We start from the raw sequence: 14,005 nt of genomic DNA on the forward strand, positions 1-14,005 counted from the left end.
CGTCGCAACGTTGCCCCCCGGACGTCGCACACCGATCTCTCAGCAGATCCTTGGACGACCTTAGCGCGACCCGAGGAGGGCGCAGAGGTGGACGCGGCATCGTCGTGGACGTCGAGAGAGAAGGACGACGGAGGACGAACGATGACGACCACGACACTGACCCGCCCGGCCGAGGACGTCGAGCAGGGCGAGCAGCACGGCACGGACCTCGTGCGGTACGCGTTCCGTGCCGACGAGCTCGTCGCCGCCGCGCCGCGGCCCACCGCGCGCATCGGCGCCGTCATCCCCGCCTACAACGAGGCCGGGACGATCAAGCGCGTGCTGCGCGGGCTGCTCGCGCAGACCCGGCTCCCGGACGCGATCCACGTGGTCGTCAACAACACCACCGACCGGACGTTCAAGATCGCGGGCAAGCTCGCCGGCGAGCACGTGGTGCGACGCGCCGGACGCGAGCAGAGGACCACGGTGTACGTGCACGACATCGGCACCAACCGCGACAAGAAGGTCGGCGCCCTCAACTACGGCTTCCAGCTCGTGCAGGACATGGACCTGCTGCTCGGGGTCGACGGCGACACCGTCATGGAGCGCACCGCGCTCGCGGAGCTCGAGGCCGAGATCCTGTCGGACCCGCGCATCGGCGGGATCTCCGCGGTCTACACGGTCGACAACCGGAACGTCCGCAACCCGCTCGCGACGCTGCTGCTCACCGGGCAGCGCGCGCAGTTCGCGGCGTTCAACATGCAGAACATGGTCCGCGGCCGCAACATGGCCGTCCTCGGCGGTCAGGCCAGCCTGTTCCGGGTCGGCGCGCTGCGCGAGGTCATGGCGGAGTACCACCAGGCCGCGCCGTGGGTGAGCGACTCCGAGGTCGAGGACTCGCTGCTCAGCCTGCAGATCAAGAACGTCGGCTACTCGACCAAGATCAGCGCCACCGCGCGCGCCGAGGTCGGCGGCATGACGACGCTGCGTGCGCTCGACGGCCAGCAGGTCAAGTGGAACTACGGGGCGATCGACCTCATGTGGCCCGGGCAGCGCGGCGACACGCGCGGCCAGCCGCTGCACCCCAACCTGCGGCTGCGCTGGCTGGAGAACCTCGGGATGGTCGTCAACGCGAGCACCCGCCTCCTCTTCCTGCTGCTGCTGGCCGCGTCGCTCAGCATCCACGCGTTCGTCTTCAGCCCGCTGTGGCTGATCCCGCCGGTGCTGGCCGTCGCGCTCAACGTCCGGATCGCGCGGTCCATGCAGGACCGCACGTGGCGCGACGTGCTCTACGCCGCGACCCTCGTGCCGGCCGAGCTGTACATGTGGGTCCGGATCGGCCACTTCGTGCGGGCGTGGACCAAGTTCGCGACGCGCTCGCGCACGGACAACTGGGCGGCTCAGGCGCGTGCCGAGCGCGGCGCCGGCTGGGCGTACCTCAGCCCGCTGCTCGTCGCCGTCGCCGGCTTCGCCGCGTGCGCCTGGGTGTGGGTGTCGCTGCCGATGATCGCCCGCACGAGCCTGCTGTGGGTGGGGTGGCCGCTGCTGGCCGTCGTGACGATCGCGCAGAGCGTGTTCATGCTGGCCCGCCTCGTGCGGCCCCAGTACGGGTACCGGGTGTGAGCGGGTTGCTGACCTCGGCGCGGTGGCGCGAGCTGGCCGACGACCTGCCCGAGAGCCCCGACGCGGTCCGTGCGCTCGTCGTGGCCTACCTCGCGCTGCTGCCTCTGCGGACCCTGGCGCTCACGCGCGCGCTCCACGCCGGTGACGCCGTGGCCGTCCGCACCGCGGCGCGGTCGCTCCACGTCGGCAGCGCCATGGTCGGCGCCCACCTGCTCGCCGACCGGTGCCACGCGGTCGAGCGGCACGTCGCGGCGCAGGGGTGCGACCAGGACGCGGCCCGTTCGGTCGAGGCGGCGCGGGACGCCGCCGACGCCACGGGTCGGGTCCTGGTGGCGCTGCTACGCCGGTGCGACGAACTTGTAGCCCACGCCCCGGACGGTCTGGATCCAGCGCGGTGAGCCGCCGTCGTCGCCGAGCTTGCGCCGCAGGTTGACCATGTGGACCTCGAGGCTGCGGCGCTCGGCGTCGCTGACGAAGACGCCCGCGTCGTACTCCTCGCCGCGCAGGGCCCGCACCAGGTCGTCCTTGGGCACGACGCGACCGGTCCGCTCCGCGAGCGTCGTGAGCAGGTCGAACTCGCTGCGCGTCAGATGGACCTCGGTGCCGTCGACGGTGACGGCGTGCGCGTCGAGGTCGACCACGAGCGGGCCGTGCTCGACGCGCCGGTGGTCGTCCGGCGCGCCGGTGTCGACGCCCGGCGCGGGCGGCGGCGGGGGAGCGCTCCCGGCGTCGGCGCGGCGTGTGCGGGGCCGGCGCAGCAGCGCCTCGATCCGGGCGCGGAGCTCCCGGGCCCGGAACGGCTTGACCTGGTAGTCGTCGGCGCCCGCGTCGAGCCCCATGAGCACGTCGATCTCGTCGGGCAGCGCCGTGAGCATGACGACGTACGTGTCGCTGAAGCCGCGGATGCGACGCACGACCTCGTAGCCGTCGATGTCGGGCAGGTTGACGTCGACGGTCGTGACGAGCGGGTCGTGGCGCCGCACGGCCTCGACCGCCGTGGCGCCGTCAGCCGCCGCGTGGACGGTGAACCCGGCCTGGCGCAGCACCGTGACGAGCAGCTGCCGGATGTCGTCGTCGTCCTCGACGACGACGGCCGTGCGTGACGCCCCCTGGTCGGCCATGACGGCACGTTAGCAACGTCACAGCGGGTGCGTCGGGTGGGACGACGAGGGCCCCGGACCGTGCGGTCCGGGGCCCTCGTGGTCGGGTGGCTGCCGTCAGCGGGCCGCGCCCGCCCCGGCGCCGTGCTCGGCGAGGAGGCGGTCGGTCTCGTCCTGGACGTGCGTGGCCACCGCGGCGAACTTCGGTGCGTGCTCGCGCGCGTGGTGCGCGCAGAACAGCAGCTCGCCGACGGGGAGCACGACGCGGACGTACGCCTGGGCACCACAGCGGTCGCAGCGGTCGGCAGCCGTCAGCGGGGTCGTGGAATCGATCGTCGTCCCTGTCACGTCTCCATACAACCACCCGTCGCCGGGATCCATGCCACCGGGAGGGGACGGTTCGCTGTCTGCGTACAAGATCGTGACACGGCGTCACGTGATCGTGATCTGCGCGCACCGCGCCGTCACACGCACGACACGCGGCAGCGCCCGGTGCGGGGTGCCCGCGGCATGGCGCCGCGGGGCGTGTCCGTGTCCGCGGCTACCATCGGCGCCGTGACGACGACCTCCTCCCCGTCCGGCTACACCGCTCGGCACCTGTCGGTGCTCGAGGGCCTCGAGGCGGTGCGCAAGCGCCCCGGCATGTACATCGGCACGACCGACAGCCGCGGGCTCATGCACTGCCTGTGGGAGATCATCGACAACTCGGTCGACGAGGCCCTCGCCGGGCACGGCGACCGCATCGACATCGTGCTGCACGCCGACTCGTCGGTCGAGGTGCGCGACAACGGTCGTGGCGTGCCCGTCGACGTCGAGCCCAAGACGGGCCTGACCGGCGTCGAGGTCGTGTTCACGAAGCTGCATGCGGGCGGCAAGTTCGGCGGCGGCTCGTACGGCGCGTCGGGCGGTCTGCACGGCGTCGGCGCGTCCGTGGTCAACGCGCTGTCCTCGCGCCTCGACGTCGAGGTCGACCGCGGCGGCAAGACGTACCGCATGACGTTCCACCGCGGCGAGCCGGGCGTCTTCGACGACCGCGACGGCGCGAGCCCCGAGTCGCCCTTCGAGCCGTTCGTCTCGGGCTCCGAGCTCGCGGTCGTGGGCAAGGTCGCCAAGGGCCGCACGGGCACGCGCGTGCGCTACTGGGCGGACCGGCAGATCTTCCCGAAGTCCGCCGTGTTCTCGTACGACGAGCTCGTGACGCGCGCGCGGCAGACCAGCTTCCTGGTCCCCGGCCTCGCGATCACCGTGCGGGACGAGCGCCGCATCCCCGGGACGCCCGGGCAGGACGGCCCGCACGAGGAGACGTTCCTGCACTCGGGCGGCGTCGTCGACTTCGTCGACCACCTCGCGCCCGACGCGGCCGTCACGGACGTGTGGCACCTGACGGGCGAGGGCACGTTCACCGAGACCGTGCCCGTGCTCGACGACCGCGGCCACATGACGCCCCAGGAGGTCGCGCGCACCTGCGAGGTCGACGTCGCGCTGCGCTGGGGCACGGGCTACGCGACCGAGGCGCGCTCGTTCGTCAACATCATCGCGACGCCCAAGGGCGGCACGCACGTCGCCGGGTTCGAGGCCGGGCTGCTCAAGACGCTGCGCGCGCAGGTCGCCGCGAACGCGCGCCGGCTGAAGATCTCCGCGAAGGACTCGGCGAGCGAGCGCATCGAGAAGGAGGACGTGCTCGCCGGCATGACGGCCGTCGTCACCGTGCGCCTGGCCGAGCCGCAGTTCGAGGGGCAGACCAAGGAGGTGCTCGGCACCGGCCCCGTGCGCGGCATCGTCGCGCGGGTCGTCGAGCAGGAGCTGACCGCGATCTTCGGGTCGTCGAAGCGCGAGCACAAGGCGCACTCGGCGCTGCTGCTCGACAAGGTCGTGGGGGAGATGCGCGCGCGGGTGTCGGCGCGCAAGCAGAAGGAGATCTCGCGGCGCAAGAACGCGCTCGAGTCGTCGTCGCTGCCCGCGAAGCTCGCCGACTGCCGCATCGACGACGTCGAGCGCAGCGAGCTGTTCATCGTCGAGGGCGACAGCGCGCTCGGCACCGCGAAGCTCGCGCGCAGCTCCGACTTCCAGGCGCTGCTGCCGATCCGCGGCAAGATCCTCAACGTCCAGAAGGCGTCGGTCGGCGACATGCTGAAGAACGCCGAGTGCGCGTCGATCATCCAGGTGGTCGGCGCCGGGTCGGGGCGCACGTTCGACCTCGAGGCCGCGCGCTACGGCAAGATCGTGCTGATGACGGACGCCGACGTCGACGGCGCGCACATCCGCACGCTGCTGCTGACGCTGTTCTTCCGGTACATGCGGCCCCTCGTCGAGGCGGGGCGCGTCTACGCGGCCGTGCCGCCGCTGCACCGCATCGAGGTCATCGGTGCGGGGTCGCGCAAGAACGAGTACGTCTACACGTACTCCGAGGCCGAGCTCGCGGCGACGCTCAAGAAGCTCGACCGCTCGGGCCGCCGGTACAAGGACGACATCCAGCGGTACAAGGGCCTGGGGGAGATGGACGCCGACCAGCTCGCCGAGACCACCATGGACCCGCGGCACCGCACGCTGCGCCGCGTGCGCGTCGGTGAGGCCGAGCAGGCCGCCGCCCAGGTCGAGAAGGTCTTCGAGCTGCTGATGGGCTCCGACGTCGCGCCGCGCAAGGACTTCATCGTCGCCAACGCGCACGTCCTCGACTCGTCGCGCATCGACGCCTGACCCGCGGCGAGGCGCGTCCGCGCCGGTTTCCTGTTGGTCGCTCGGCGGCGGGGGCGTCACGCTGGACCCATGACCGACACGCTCGCCCCGATCGCCGTCCGGGTCGCCCCGCCGACGGACGTCCCGCTGCCCGCCGCCGAGCTCGGTCTGACGTGGCGCGCCATGGCGCCGGCGGACGTCGACGGCGTCACGGCGCTCATGGTCCGCGGTCAGGAGGCCGACGGCCTGCCGTACCGCACGTCCGCCGCCGAGGTCGCGCAGGAGCTCGAGGGCGACTGGCGGGACGTCGCGCGCGACACGCTGCTCGGCCTCGACGACACCGGGACGCCCCGCGCGGTGGCCCGCGTGGACACCTCGCCGGGCGACCGGCGCGTCGTGCGTGCGTTCGTCGAGGGCGCGGTCGACCCGGCGTGGCGCGGGCGGGGGATCGGCCGCGCGCTCGTCGCGTGGGCGCAGGCCCGCGCGCGCCAGGTGCTCGCGGCGTCCGGCAAGGAGCTGCCCGCGCGCATCGTGACGTTCGTCGACGACGCGACCCCCGACGCCGTGCGTCTGTACCGCGCGGCCGGCTTCACGCCCATCCGCTACTACACGCACATGCGCCGCCCGCTCGACGTCGCGCTGCCCGACGTCCCGGACGTCGACGGCCTGCGCGTGGTCCCCTGGGCGCCCGAGCTCGACGACGCCGTGCGGGTCGCCCACAACGAGGTCTTCGCCGACCACTGGGGCTCCGAGCCCCGCACGCCCGAGCAGTGGGCGCGCTCGAAGGCGATGTTCGCGCCGACGTGGTCGTTCGTCGCGCTCGACGACGCCGGCGAGGTCGTGGGGTACGCCGTCTCGGGACGCTACGAGGAGGACTGGCCGGCGGCCGGGTACCCCTCGGGGTACACCGAGCTGCTGGGCGTGCGGCGCGCGTGGCGCGGCCGCCGGGTCGCGGTCGCGCTGCTCACCGCGGTGATGCGCGCGTACGCCGCGGACGGCATGCGGTACGCCGAGCTCGAGGTCGACACCGCGAACCCGTCGGGCGCGCACGGGCTGTACGCGGACCTCGGCTACGAGGTCGCGCACTCCTCGACGATGCTCTCGATCGAGCTGTGACGTAGGTCCTGCACACCCCCGCGGCAGGTCCGTCACGCGTCGGCGCGGTGTCCGGTTAGGGTCTGTGCCCATGACCGACGTGCTCGACCTGCAGGACGTGACGATCCGGCGTGGTGCGACGACGATCCTCGAGGGGCTGTCGTGGCGGGTCCAGGACGGCGAGCGGTGGGTCGTGCTGGGGCGCAACGGCGCCGGCAAGACGACGCTGCTGCAGGTCGCCTCGGGTCGTATGCACCCGACGTCGGGCACGGCGTCGCTGCTGGGCCAGCGGCTGGGCGCGACGGACGTGTTCGAGCTGCGACCGCGCATCGGCATCGCGAGCGCGGCGCTGGCCGACCGGATCCCGTCGGGCGAGACCGTGCGCGACGTCGTGCTGACGGCGGCGTACGGCGTGACCGGTCGGTGGCGCGAGTCCTACGAGGAGGTCGACGAGGCGCGTGCCGCGGACCTGCTCGCCGCGTTCGGCGTGGCGCACCTCGGCGACCGCTGGTTCGGCACGCTGTCCGAGGGCGAGCGCAAGCGCGTGCAGATCGCGCGTGCGCTCATGAGCGACCCGGAGCTGCTGCTGCTCGACGAGCCCGCGGCCGGCCTCGACCTCGGTGGCCGCGAGGAGCTGGTGGGTGCGCTGGCCGAGCTCGCGCGGGACCGTCGCTCGCCCGCGCTCGTGCTCGTGACGCACCACGTCGAGGAGATCCCGCAGGGGTTCACGCACCTGCTGCTGCTGCGCGCCGGCCGGGTGTTCGCGGCCGGGCCGATCGACGAGGTCCTCACGGCCGAGAACCTGTCCGGCACGTTCGACGTGCCGTTGAGCCTCGACCGGCAGGACGGCCGCTGGTCGGCGCACGCGACCGACCGCGCTGCACGCTGAACTGCGCCTTCGACCCACGGGATCGCAAAGCGGTCGCATAGGATCGTCGCAGGACGACCAGCGGAGGTGACGGCCATGGGATGGCTCTGGTGGGTCGGTGGCGGGCTCGTGCTGGGCATCCTCGAGATGCTCTCGCTCGACCTCGTCCTCATCATGTTCGCCGGCGGGGCGCTGGCCGGTGCGGCCGCGTACGCGCTGGGTGCGCCGCTCGCGGTGCAGATCCTCGTCGCGGGCATCACCGCGGTCGTGCTCCTGCTGACGCTGCGGCCGTGGTTGCTGCGGCACCTCAAGGGGCGGGTCGACCTGCCCGAGACCAACGCGGCCGCGCTGGTCGGGCGACCGGCCGTCGTCGTCTCGACGGTCGACGGCACGACGGGTCGGGTCAAGCTCGCGGGCGAGGTGTGGAGCGCGCGGACCGCCGACGGCGGCACGCTCCCGGCGGGTGCCGCGGTCTCGGTGACGCGCATCGACGGCGCGACGGCCGTGGTGAGCCCGCTGCCGGCGACCGCCGGCGGCCCCGCGGCCACGGGCGCGGCGCCCGCCTGACGCCCGCGTCCGACAGACAACCGACCCGCGCCGCGGGTCACCGTGGTCGCCCCGGTACGGGCGGCGCAACCTAGCGGAGGTCTCATGAACGACAGCCCGCCCGTGGGCCAGGTCGCGTTGATCGTCGTCCTCGTGCTCGTCCTGATCTTCGTGATCGTCGCGCTCGTGCGCGCGGTGCGGATCGTGCCGCAGGCGGTCGCGATCATCGTCGAGCGGCTCGGTCGGTACAACAAGACGCTCGACGCCGGTCTGCACCTGCTGATCCCGTTCGTGGACCGCGTGCGCGCGAACGTCGACCTGCGCGAGCAGGTCGTGTCGTTCCCGCCGCAGCCCGTGATCACGTCGGACAACCTGGTCGTGAGCATCGACACGGTCATCTACTTCCAGGTGACGTCGCCGAAGGACGCGGTCTACGAGATCGCCAACTACATCACCGGCATCGAGCAGCTCACGGTGACGACGCTGCGCAACGTCATCGGGTCGATGGACCTCGAGCAGACGCTGACGAGCCGTGACCAGATCAACGGCCAGCTGCGCGGCGTCCTCGACGAGGCGACCGGGAAGTGGGGCATCCGCGTCAACCGCGTCGAGCTCAAGGCGATCGACCCGCCCGCGTCGGTGCAGGGCTCGATGGAGCAGCAGATGCGTGCCGAGCGCGACCGTCGTGCCGCGATCCTCACGGCCGAGGGCGTCAAGCAGTCCGCGATCCTCACGGCCGAGGGCGAGAAGCAGTCGGCGATCCTGCGGGCCGAGGGGGAGGCCCAGTCGGCGATCCTGCGGGCCGAGGGTGAGGCGCGCGCGATCCTCCAGGTGTTCGACGCGGTGCACCGCGGCGACGCCGACCCGAAGCTGCTGGCGTACCAGTACCTGCAGACGCTGCCGAAGATCGCGTCGAGCCCGTCGAACAAGATGTGGTTCCTGCCGGCCGAGCTCAGCGGTGCGCTGGGGTGGCTGTCGAAGGGCTTCGCGGGCGGCGGCCCGTCGGACGGCGAGTACCCGACGCGCGCGGCGGGGCAGTCGCCGATCGCGGAGGGCGACCTGCCCCCGGTCTCGCTGACGGACCCGAGCGAGGCGCTCGCGGAGGCGCGGCGCGAGTCGGCCGCGGCGACGGCGGACGCGACGAGCGCCGGGACGCTGTCGGGTGTGCCGTTCGACCCGTCGGCCGAGCGCGGTCAGCGCCCGGGGACGGGCCCCGTGGCGCCGCAGCGTGCGGTGCCGGGTGCCGGTCCGGCCCCGGCCGGCGGCGAGACGCCGCACGCCGCGCAGCAGCCGGCGCCGCAGCAGCCGGCCGTCCCGCCCGTGCAGGACGCTCCGCAGCAGGGCACGCAGCAGCCGCCGGCGGCTCCCTGACGCCGCAGGTCGCTGACCGACCACGACGCCGGTGCTCCCTCGTGGGGGCGCCGGCGTCGTCGCGTCCGGGGATCGCTGACCTGAGGACTTGCTGAGTGAGTGCTCACTCACTTATCGTCGCGCTCATGAGTGCTGCTGCCGGACGTCCGAGCCGTGCCGCCCCGCTGCCGCCCGAGGAGCGTCGCCGCGCGATCCTCGACGCCGTGCAGCCCGTGATCCTCGAGCGTGGTCTGGACGTCACGACCCGGCAGCTCGCCGACGCCGCCGGCGTCGCCGAGGGCACCCTGTTCCGTGTCTTCGACGACAAGGAGCAGCTCGTGCGCGAGGCCGCGTTCGCGGCGGCCGACCCGACCATCGGCCTCGACGCGCTCGCCGCGATCGACGCGGGCATGCCGCTGCGCGACCGGCTCGTGCGCCTCGTCGAGCTCATGGAGCAGCGCGTCGGGCAGGTGCGCGTCTGGATGACCGTGCTGCACCGCCTCGGCCGCGGCCCTGACGGGCAGCTGCACGGGCACGGCGCACGCTGGGCCGAGCGTCAGCGCGAGGGCCTCGAGGCCGTGCACGCCCAGATGCGTCGCCTGCTCGAGCCCGACGCCGACCGTCTGCGGCTGCCGCTCGACGACGCCGTCCAGGCCGTCGACGCGCTCGTGCTCGGCATGCTCCTGCACGCCGGACGCGTCGGCATGCTGCACGGCGGAAATCTCGAGCGCTCGTTCGAGCCACGCGTCATCGTGGACCTGCTGCTCGACGGCATGCTCGCGCCCACCGACCCGACACCCCCCACGCCCCCCACCCCCACCGGGGACGCCCCCACCCTCACGGAAGGGTCCTGACCCATGCTCATCCGACTGCTCAGGGAGCACCTGCGCCCGTACCGGGGAGCCGTGATCGCCGTCCTGGCGCTCCAGCTCGTGCAGGTCGTCGCGACGCTGTGGCTGCCGAGCCTCAACGCCGACATCATCGACGACGGCGTCGCCAAGGGCGACACCGACGCCATCTGGAGCCTCGGCGGCGTCATGCTCGGCGTCAGCCTCGTGCAGGTCGTCGCCGCGATCGCCGCCGTCTGGTTCGGCGCGCGCGCCGCCATGGCGTTCGGCCGTGACGTGCGTGCACGGCTGTTCGCGCAGGTGCAGTCGTTCTCGCAGCAGGAGATGGGCAAGTTCGGCGCGCCGACGCTCATCACCCGCACGACCAACGACGTGCAGCAGGTGCAGATGGTCGTCTTCATGACGTTCGTGTTCCTCGTCATGGCGCCGCTCATGCTCATCGGCGGCGTCGTCATGTCGCTGCGCGAGGACGTGGGCCTGTCCGGCCTGCTGCTGGTGATCGTGCCCGTGCTGGCCGTCATCGTCGGGCTCATCGTGTCGCGCATGGTGCCGTGGTTCCGGCGCGTGCAGAAGCGCATCGACGCGATCAACCGCGTCATGCGTGAGCAGCTCACGGGCGTGCGCGTCATCCGCGCGTTCGTCCGCGAGCGGCACGAGGAGGCGCGCTTCGAGGTCGCGAACGACGCGCTCTACGTCGCCTCGCTCAGCACCGGCCTGCTGATGGCGCTCATGTTCCCCGTCGTCATGCTCGTGATGAACGTGTCGAGCGTGTCGGTCGTGTGGTTCGGCGCGAACCGGGTGGACGCCGGCGAGATGCAGATCGGGTCGCTCATCGCGTTCCTCAGCTACATCATGTTCGTGCTCATGGCCGTGCTCATGAGCTCGATGATGGTCGTCATGGTGCCGCGCGCCATGGTCTCGGCCGACCGCATCGGCGAGGTGCTCGACACTGACACCACCGTCGTGCCGCCCACGCAGGCGACGCCGTTCCCCACCGGTCCCGAGGCCCGGCCCGGGCTGCTCGAGCTGCGGGACGTCGAGTTCCGCTACCCGGGCGCCGAGCACGCCGTGCTGCAGGACGTGTCGTTCGTGGCCGAGCCCGGGCGGACCACCGCGATCATCGGCTCGACCGGCGCCGGCAAGTCGACGCTGCTCAACCTCGTGCCGCGGCTGTACGACGTCACGGGCGGCAAGGTGCTGGTCGACGGCGTGGACGTGCGCACCGCCGACCCGATCGCGCTCGGCGACCGCATCGGCCTCGTGCCGCAGCGGCCGTACCTGTTCTCCGGCACCATCCGGTCGAACCTCGAGTTCGGTCGGCCCGGTGCGAGCGACGAGGAGATGTGGCGTGCGCTCGAGGTCGCGCAGGCGCGCGACTTCGTCGAGGCGCTCGAGGAGGGCCTCGACGCGCCCGTCGCGCAGGGCGGGACCAACCTGTCGGGCGGTCAGCGCCAGCGCCTCGCGATCGCCCGTGCGCTCGTGCGGCGCCCGAGCATCTACCTGTTCGACGACTCTTTCTCGGCCCTCGACTACGCCACGGACGCCGCGCTGCGTGCCGCCCTGGCGCCCGAGACGCGCGACGCCACGGTCCTCGTGGTCGCCCAGCGCGTCGCGACCATCCGCTACGCCGACCGGATCCTCGTGCTCGACGAGGGCCGCGTGGTCGGCGACGGCACCCACGACGAGCTCCTGGAGTCCAACGCGACCTACCAGGAGATCGTGTACTCCCAGCTGAACGCGCAGGAGGCGGCATGAGCGCCACGACCGACAAGCGTCCCGCCGGACCGCCCCCGGGCGGCCCCCGCGGCGGCGGACCGATGGGCCACGGCATGGGCATGCCCGGCCAGAAGTCGCTCGACTTCCGCGGCTCGCTGCGCCGACTGCTGACGGTGCTGCGGCCCGAGCGCGTGCGGCTCGTCCTCGTCCTCGTGCTCGGCGTCGGCTCGGTGGCCGCGGCCGTCGCGGGCCCGAAGCTCCTCGGCAACGCGACCAACGTGCTGTTCGAGGGCATCGTGTCGCGCCAGCTCGGCGGCGTGCTGCCGGCCGGCACGACGCAGGCGCAGGCCGTCGAGGCGCTGCGCTCCTCGGGGCAGGACACGATCGCCGACATGGTCAGCGGCATGCAGACCCTGACCGTCGGGTCGGGCGTGGACTTCACGCGCCTCGGCGAGATCCTGCTCGTCGTGCTCGCGGTGTACGTCGCCGCGTTCCTGCTCGGCTGGCTGCAGGGGCGCCTCACGGCGCGCGCCGTGCAGAACACCGTCAAGCGCATGCGCACGCACGTCGAGGAGAAGCTGGGGCGGCTGCCGCTGTCCTACTTCGACCGGCAGCCGCGCGGCGAGCTGCTGTCCCGTGTGACCAACGACATCGACAACGTCGCGCAGACCATGCAGCAGACGCTCTCGCAGCTCATCACGTCGGTGCTCACGGTGCTGGGCGTGCTCGGCATGATGTTCTGGATCTCGCCGCTGCTGGCCGTGGTCGCGCTCGTGACCGTGCCGCTGTCGATCGCGATCGCCGCAGCGATCGCGAAGCGCTCGCAGCCGCAGTTCGTGCAGCAGTGGGCGTGGACCGGCAAGCTCAACGCGCACATCGAGGAGATGTTCACGGGCCACGCGCTCGTGACGGTCTTCGGGCGGCAGCGCGAGGCCGCCGAGACGTTCGCCGAGCGCAACGAGCAGCTGTACCAGTCCTCGTTCAAGGCGCAGTTCATCTCGGGCATCATCCAGCCCGCGCTCGGCTTCGTCTCGAACATCAACTACCTGGTCATCGCGGTGGTCGGCGGTCTGCGCGTCGCGTCGGGGACCATGACGCTCGGCGACGTGCAGGCCTTCATCCAGTACAGCCGGCAGTTCACGCAGCCCATCACGCAGATCGCGTCGATGGCGAACCTGCTGCAGTCGGGCGTCGCGTCGGCCGAGCGGGTGTTCGAGCTGCTCGACGCCGACGAGCAGTCGCCCGACCCGGCGGCGCCCGCCGCGCTGCCGCAGCCCGTGCGCGGGCGCGTCGCGTTCGAGGACGTGTCGTTCCGCTACGAGCCGGACGTCCCGCTCATCGAGGACCTGTCGGTCGTCGCCGAGCCCGGCCAGACCGTCGCGATCGTCGGGCCCACGGGCGCGGGCAAGACCACGCTCGTCAACCTCATCATGCGGTTCTACGAGGTCGACTCCGGGAGGATCACGCTCGACGGCGTCGACACGCGGGACCTCACGCGCGACGCGCTGCGCTCGCAGATGGGCATGGTCCTGCAGGACACGTGGCTGTACGAGGGGACGATCGCCGAGAACATCGCCTACGGCGTGGACGGGGCGACGCACGAGCAGATCGTCGAGGCCGCCGTCGCGACCCACGTCGACCGGTTCGTGCGCACGCTGCCCGACGGCTACGACACGGTGATCGACGACGAGGGCGGCACGGTCTCGGCGGGGGAGAAGCAGCTCCTGACGATCGCGCGCGCGTTCCTCGCGGACCCGGCGATCCTCATCCTCGACGAGGCGACGAGCTCGGTCGACACCCGCACCGAGGTGCTCGTGCAGCACGCCATGAACGCGCTGCGCGCCGGGCGCACCTCGTTCGTCATCGCGCACCGGCTGTCGACCATCCGCGACGCCGACGTGATCCTCGTGATGGAGCACGGCCGGATCGTCGAGAAGGGCTCGCACGACGAGCTGCTCACGGCGGGCGGCGCGTACGCGCGGCTCTACGAGAGCCAGTTCGCCGCGGCCACGGCCCCGGTCGACTGACCCGCCGCGGAGCGGGGCCGTGCGCCCCGCCCGCGACGGACAGCCGTACGGCGCGACGGACAGGTGTACGCACCCGTCCGTCGCGCCGTCGTGCTCTCCGTCGGCGACGAGGGGGCGGGCGCGGGCGGGTGAACCCGCAGCCGGACGGCGGGTCGCGCGGAGCCGGGCACGCCCGAA

General features: G+C 72.7%; 12 protein-coding genes. 10 read left to right on the forward strand and 2 right to left on the reverse strand.

The features are described 5' to 3' along the window. Positions 1–141: 141 nt before the first annotated feature. A complete protein-coding gene (locus E4A51_RS03000) occupies positions 142–1,602 on the forward strand; it encodes a glycosyltransferase family 2 protein (protein WP_134850814.1) in 1,461 nt (486 codons plus the stop codon). After that, complete coding sequence (locus tag E4A51_RS03005) at positions 1,599–2,000, forward strand: hypothetical protein (protein WP_052748223.1); 402 nt, start codon at positions 1,599–1,601, stop codon at positions 1,998–2,000. Before E4A51_RS03000 ends, E4A51_RS03005 begins: the two co-directional genes overlap by 4 nt. Here E4A51_RS03005 and E4A51_RS03010 read toward each other — a convergent pair. Both E4A51_RS03010 and E4A51_RS03015 read right to left on the reverse strand, forming a co-directional pair. Continuing rightward, the gene (locus tag E4A51_RS03010; RefSeq protein WP_134850815.1) at positions 1,941–2,723 is read right to left on the reverse strand and encodes a response regulator transcription factor; all 783 of its coding nucleotides are present in this window, start codon (positions 2,721–2,723) and stop codon (positions 1,941–1,943) included. The genes E4A51_RS03005 and E4A51_RS03010 overlap by 60 nt on opposite strands. A gap of 96 nt (positions 2,724–2,819) precedes the next feature. Then, positions 2,820–3,083 carry a hypothetical protein gene (locus E4A51_RS03015; RefSeq protein WP_046528551.1) on the reverse strand — a complete coding sequence of 88 codons (264 nt, stop codon included), beginning with the start codon at positions 3,081–3,083 and terminating at the stop codon, positions 2,820–2,822. 174 nt (positions 3,084–3,257) lie between these two features. Between E4A51_RS03015 and E4A51_RS03020 the strand changes: the two genes are divergently transcribed. From E4A51_RS03020 to E4A51_RS03055, 8 genes are all read left to right on the forward strand, one after another. Further along, the gene (locus E4A51_RS03020; RefSeq protein WP_046528550.1) at positions 3,258–5,399 is read left to right on the forward strand and encodes a type IIA DNA topoisomerase subunit B; all 2,142 of its coding nucleotides are present in this window, start codon (positions 3,258–3,260) and stop codon (positions 5,397–5,399) included. Between the two features lie 69 nt (positions 5,400–5,468). After that, the gene (locus E4A51_RS03025; RefSeq protein WP_087508462.1) at positions 5,469–6,494 is read left to right on the forward strand and encodes a GNAT family N-acetyltransferase; all 1,026 of its coding nucleotides are present in this window, start codon (positions 5,469–5,471) and stop codon (positions 6,492–6,494) included. 70 nt (positions 6,495–6,564) lie between these two features. Then, the gene (locus E4A51_RS03030) at positions 6,565–7,362 is read left to right on the forward strand and encodes an ABC transporter ATP-binding protein (RefSeq protein ID WP_046530588.1); all 798 of its coding nucleotides are present in this window, start codon (positions 6,565–6,567) and stop codon (positions 7,360–7,362) included. A gap of 75 nt (positions 7,363–7,437) precedes the next feature. Next, positions 7,438–7,908, forward strand: a complete 471-nt coding sequence (locus E4A51_RS03035) for an NfeD family protein (protein WP_134850816.1) — start codon at positions 7,438–7,440, stop codon at positions 7,906–7,908. An 84-nt stretch (positions 7,909–7,992) separates the two neighbouring features. Continuing rightward, positions 7,993–9,258, forward strand: a complete 1,266-nt coding sequence (locus tag E4A51_RS03040; protein ID WP_070319813.1) for an SPFH domain-containing protein — start codon at positions 7,993–7,995, stop codon at positions 9,256–9,258. A gap of 125 nt (positions 9,259–9,383) precedes the next feature. Next, positions 9,384–10,091, forward strand: coding sequence for a TetR/AcrR family transcriptional regulator (locus tag E4A51_RS03045; RefSeq protein WP_134850817.1), 708 nt, complete (start codon positions 9,384–9,386; stop codon positions 10,089–10,091). 3 nt (positions 10,092–10,094) lie between these two features. Next, positions 10,095–11,840: an ABC transporter ATP-binding protein gene (locus tag E4A51_RS03050; RefSeq protein ID WP_134850818.1), complete on the forward strand. Its 1,746-nt coding sequence runs from the start codon at positions 10,095–10,097 to the stop codon at positions 11,838–11,840. Further along, positions 11,837–13,828: an ABC transporter ATP-binding protein gene (locus E4A51_RS03055; RefSeq protein WP_134850819.1), complete on the forward strand. Its 1,992-nt coding sequence runs from the start codon at positions 11,837–11,839 to the stop codon at positions 13,826–13,828. Before E4A51_RS03050 ends, E4A51_RS03055 begins: the two co-directional genes overlap by 4 nt. Positions 13,829–14,005 lie beyond the last annotated feature (177 nt).

Source organism: Cellulomonas sp. HD19AZ1, assembly GCF_004535805.1.
Taxonomy (GTDB): domain Bacteria; phylum Actinomycetota; class Actinomycetes; order Actinomycetales; family Cellulomonadaceae; genus Cellulomonas; species Cellulomonas iranensis.

Coding starts and splice junctions, on each gene's coding strand:
- E4A51_RS03000 (WP_134850814.1), top strand. CDS start 142: ATGACGACCACGACACTGACCCGCCCGGCCGAGGACGTCGAGCAGGGC.
- E4A51_RS03010 (WP_134850815.1), bottom strand. CDS start 2,723: ATGGCCGACCAGGGGGCGTCACGCACGGCCGTCGTCGTCGAGGACGAC.
- E4A51_RS03015 (WP_046528551.1), bottom strand. CDS start 3,083: ATGGATCCCGGCGACGGGTGGTTGTATGGAGACGTGACAGGGACGACG.
- E4A51_RS03025 (WP_087508462.1), top strand. CDS start 5,469: ATGACCGACACGCTCGCCCCGATCGCCGTCCGGGTCGCCCCGCCGACG.
- E4A51_RS03030 (WP_046530588.1), top strand. CDS start 6,565: ATGACCGACGTGCTCGACCTGCAGGACGTGACGATCCGGCGTGGTGCG.
- E4A51_RS03035 (WP_134850816.1), top strand. CDS start 7,438: ATGGGATGGCTCTGGTGGGTCGGTGGCGGGCTCGTGCTGGGCATCCTC.
- E4A51_RS03040 (WP_070319813.1), top strand. CDS start 7,993: ATGAACGACAGCCCGCCCGTGGGCCAGGTCGCGTTGATCGTCGTCCTC.
- E4A51_RS03045 (WP_134850817.1), top strand. CDS start 9,384: ATGAGTGCTGCTGCCGGACGTCCGAGCCGTGCCGCCCCGCTGCCGCCC.
- E4A51_RS03050 (WP_134850818.1), top strand. CDS start 10,095: ATGCTCATCCGACTGCTCAGGGAGCACCTGCGCCCGTACCGGGGAGCC.
- E4A51_RS03055 (WP_134850819.1), top strand. CDS start 11,837: ATGAGCGCCACGACCGACAAGCGTCCCGCCGGACCGCCCCCGGGCGGC.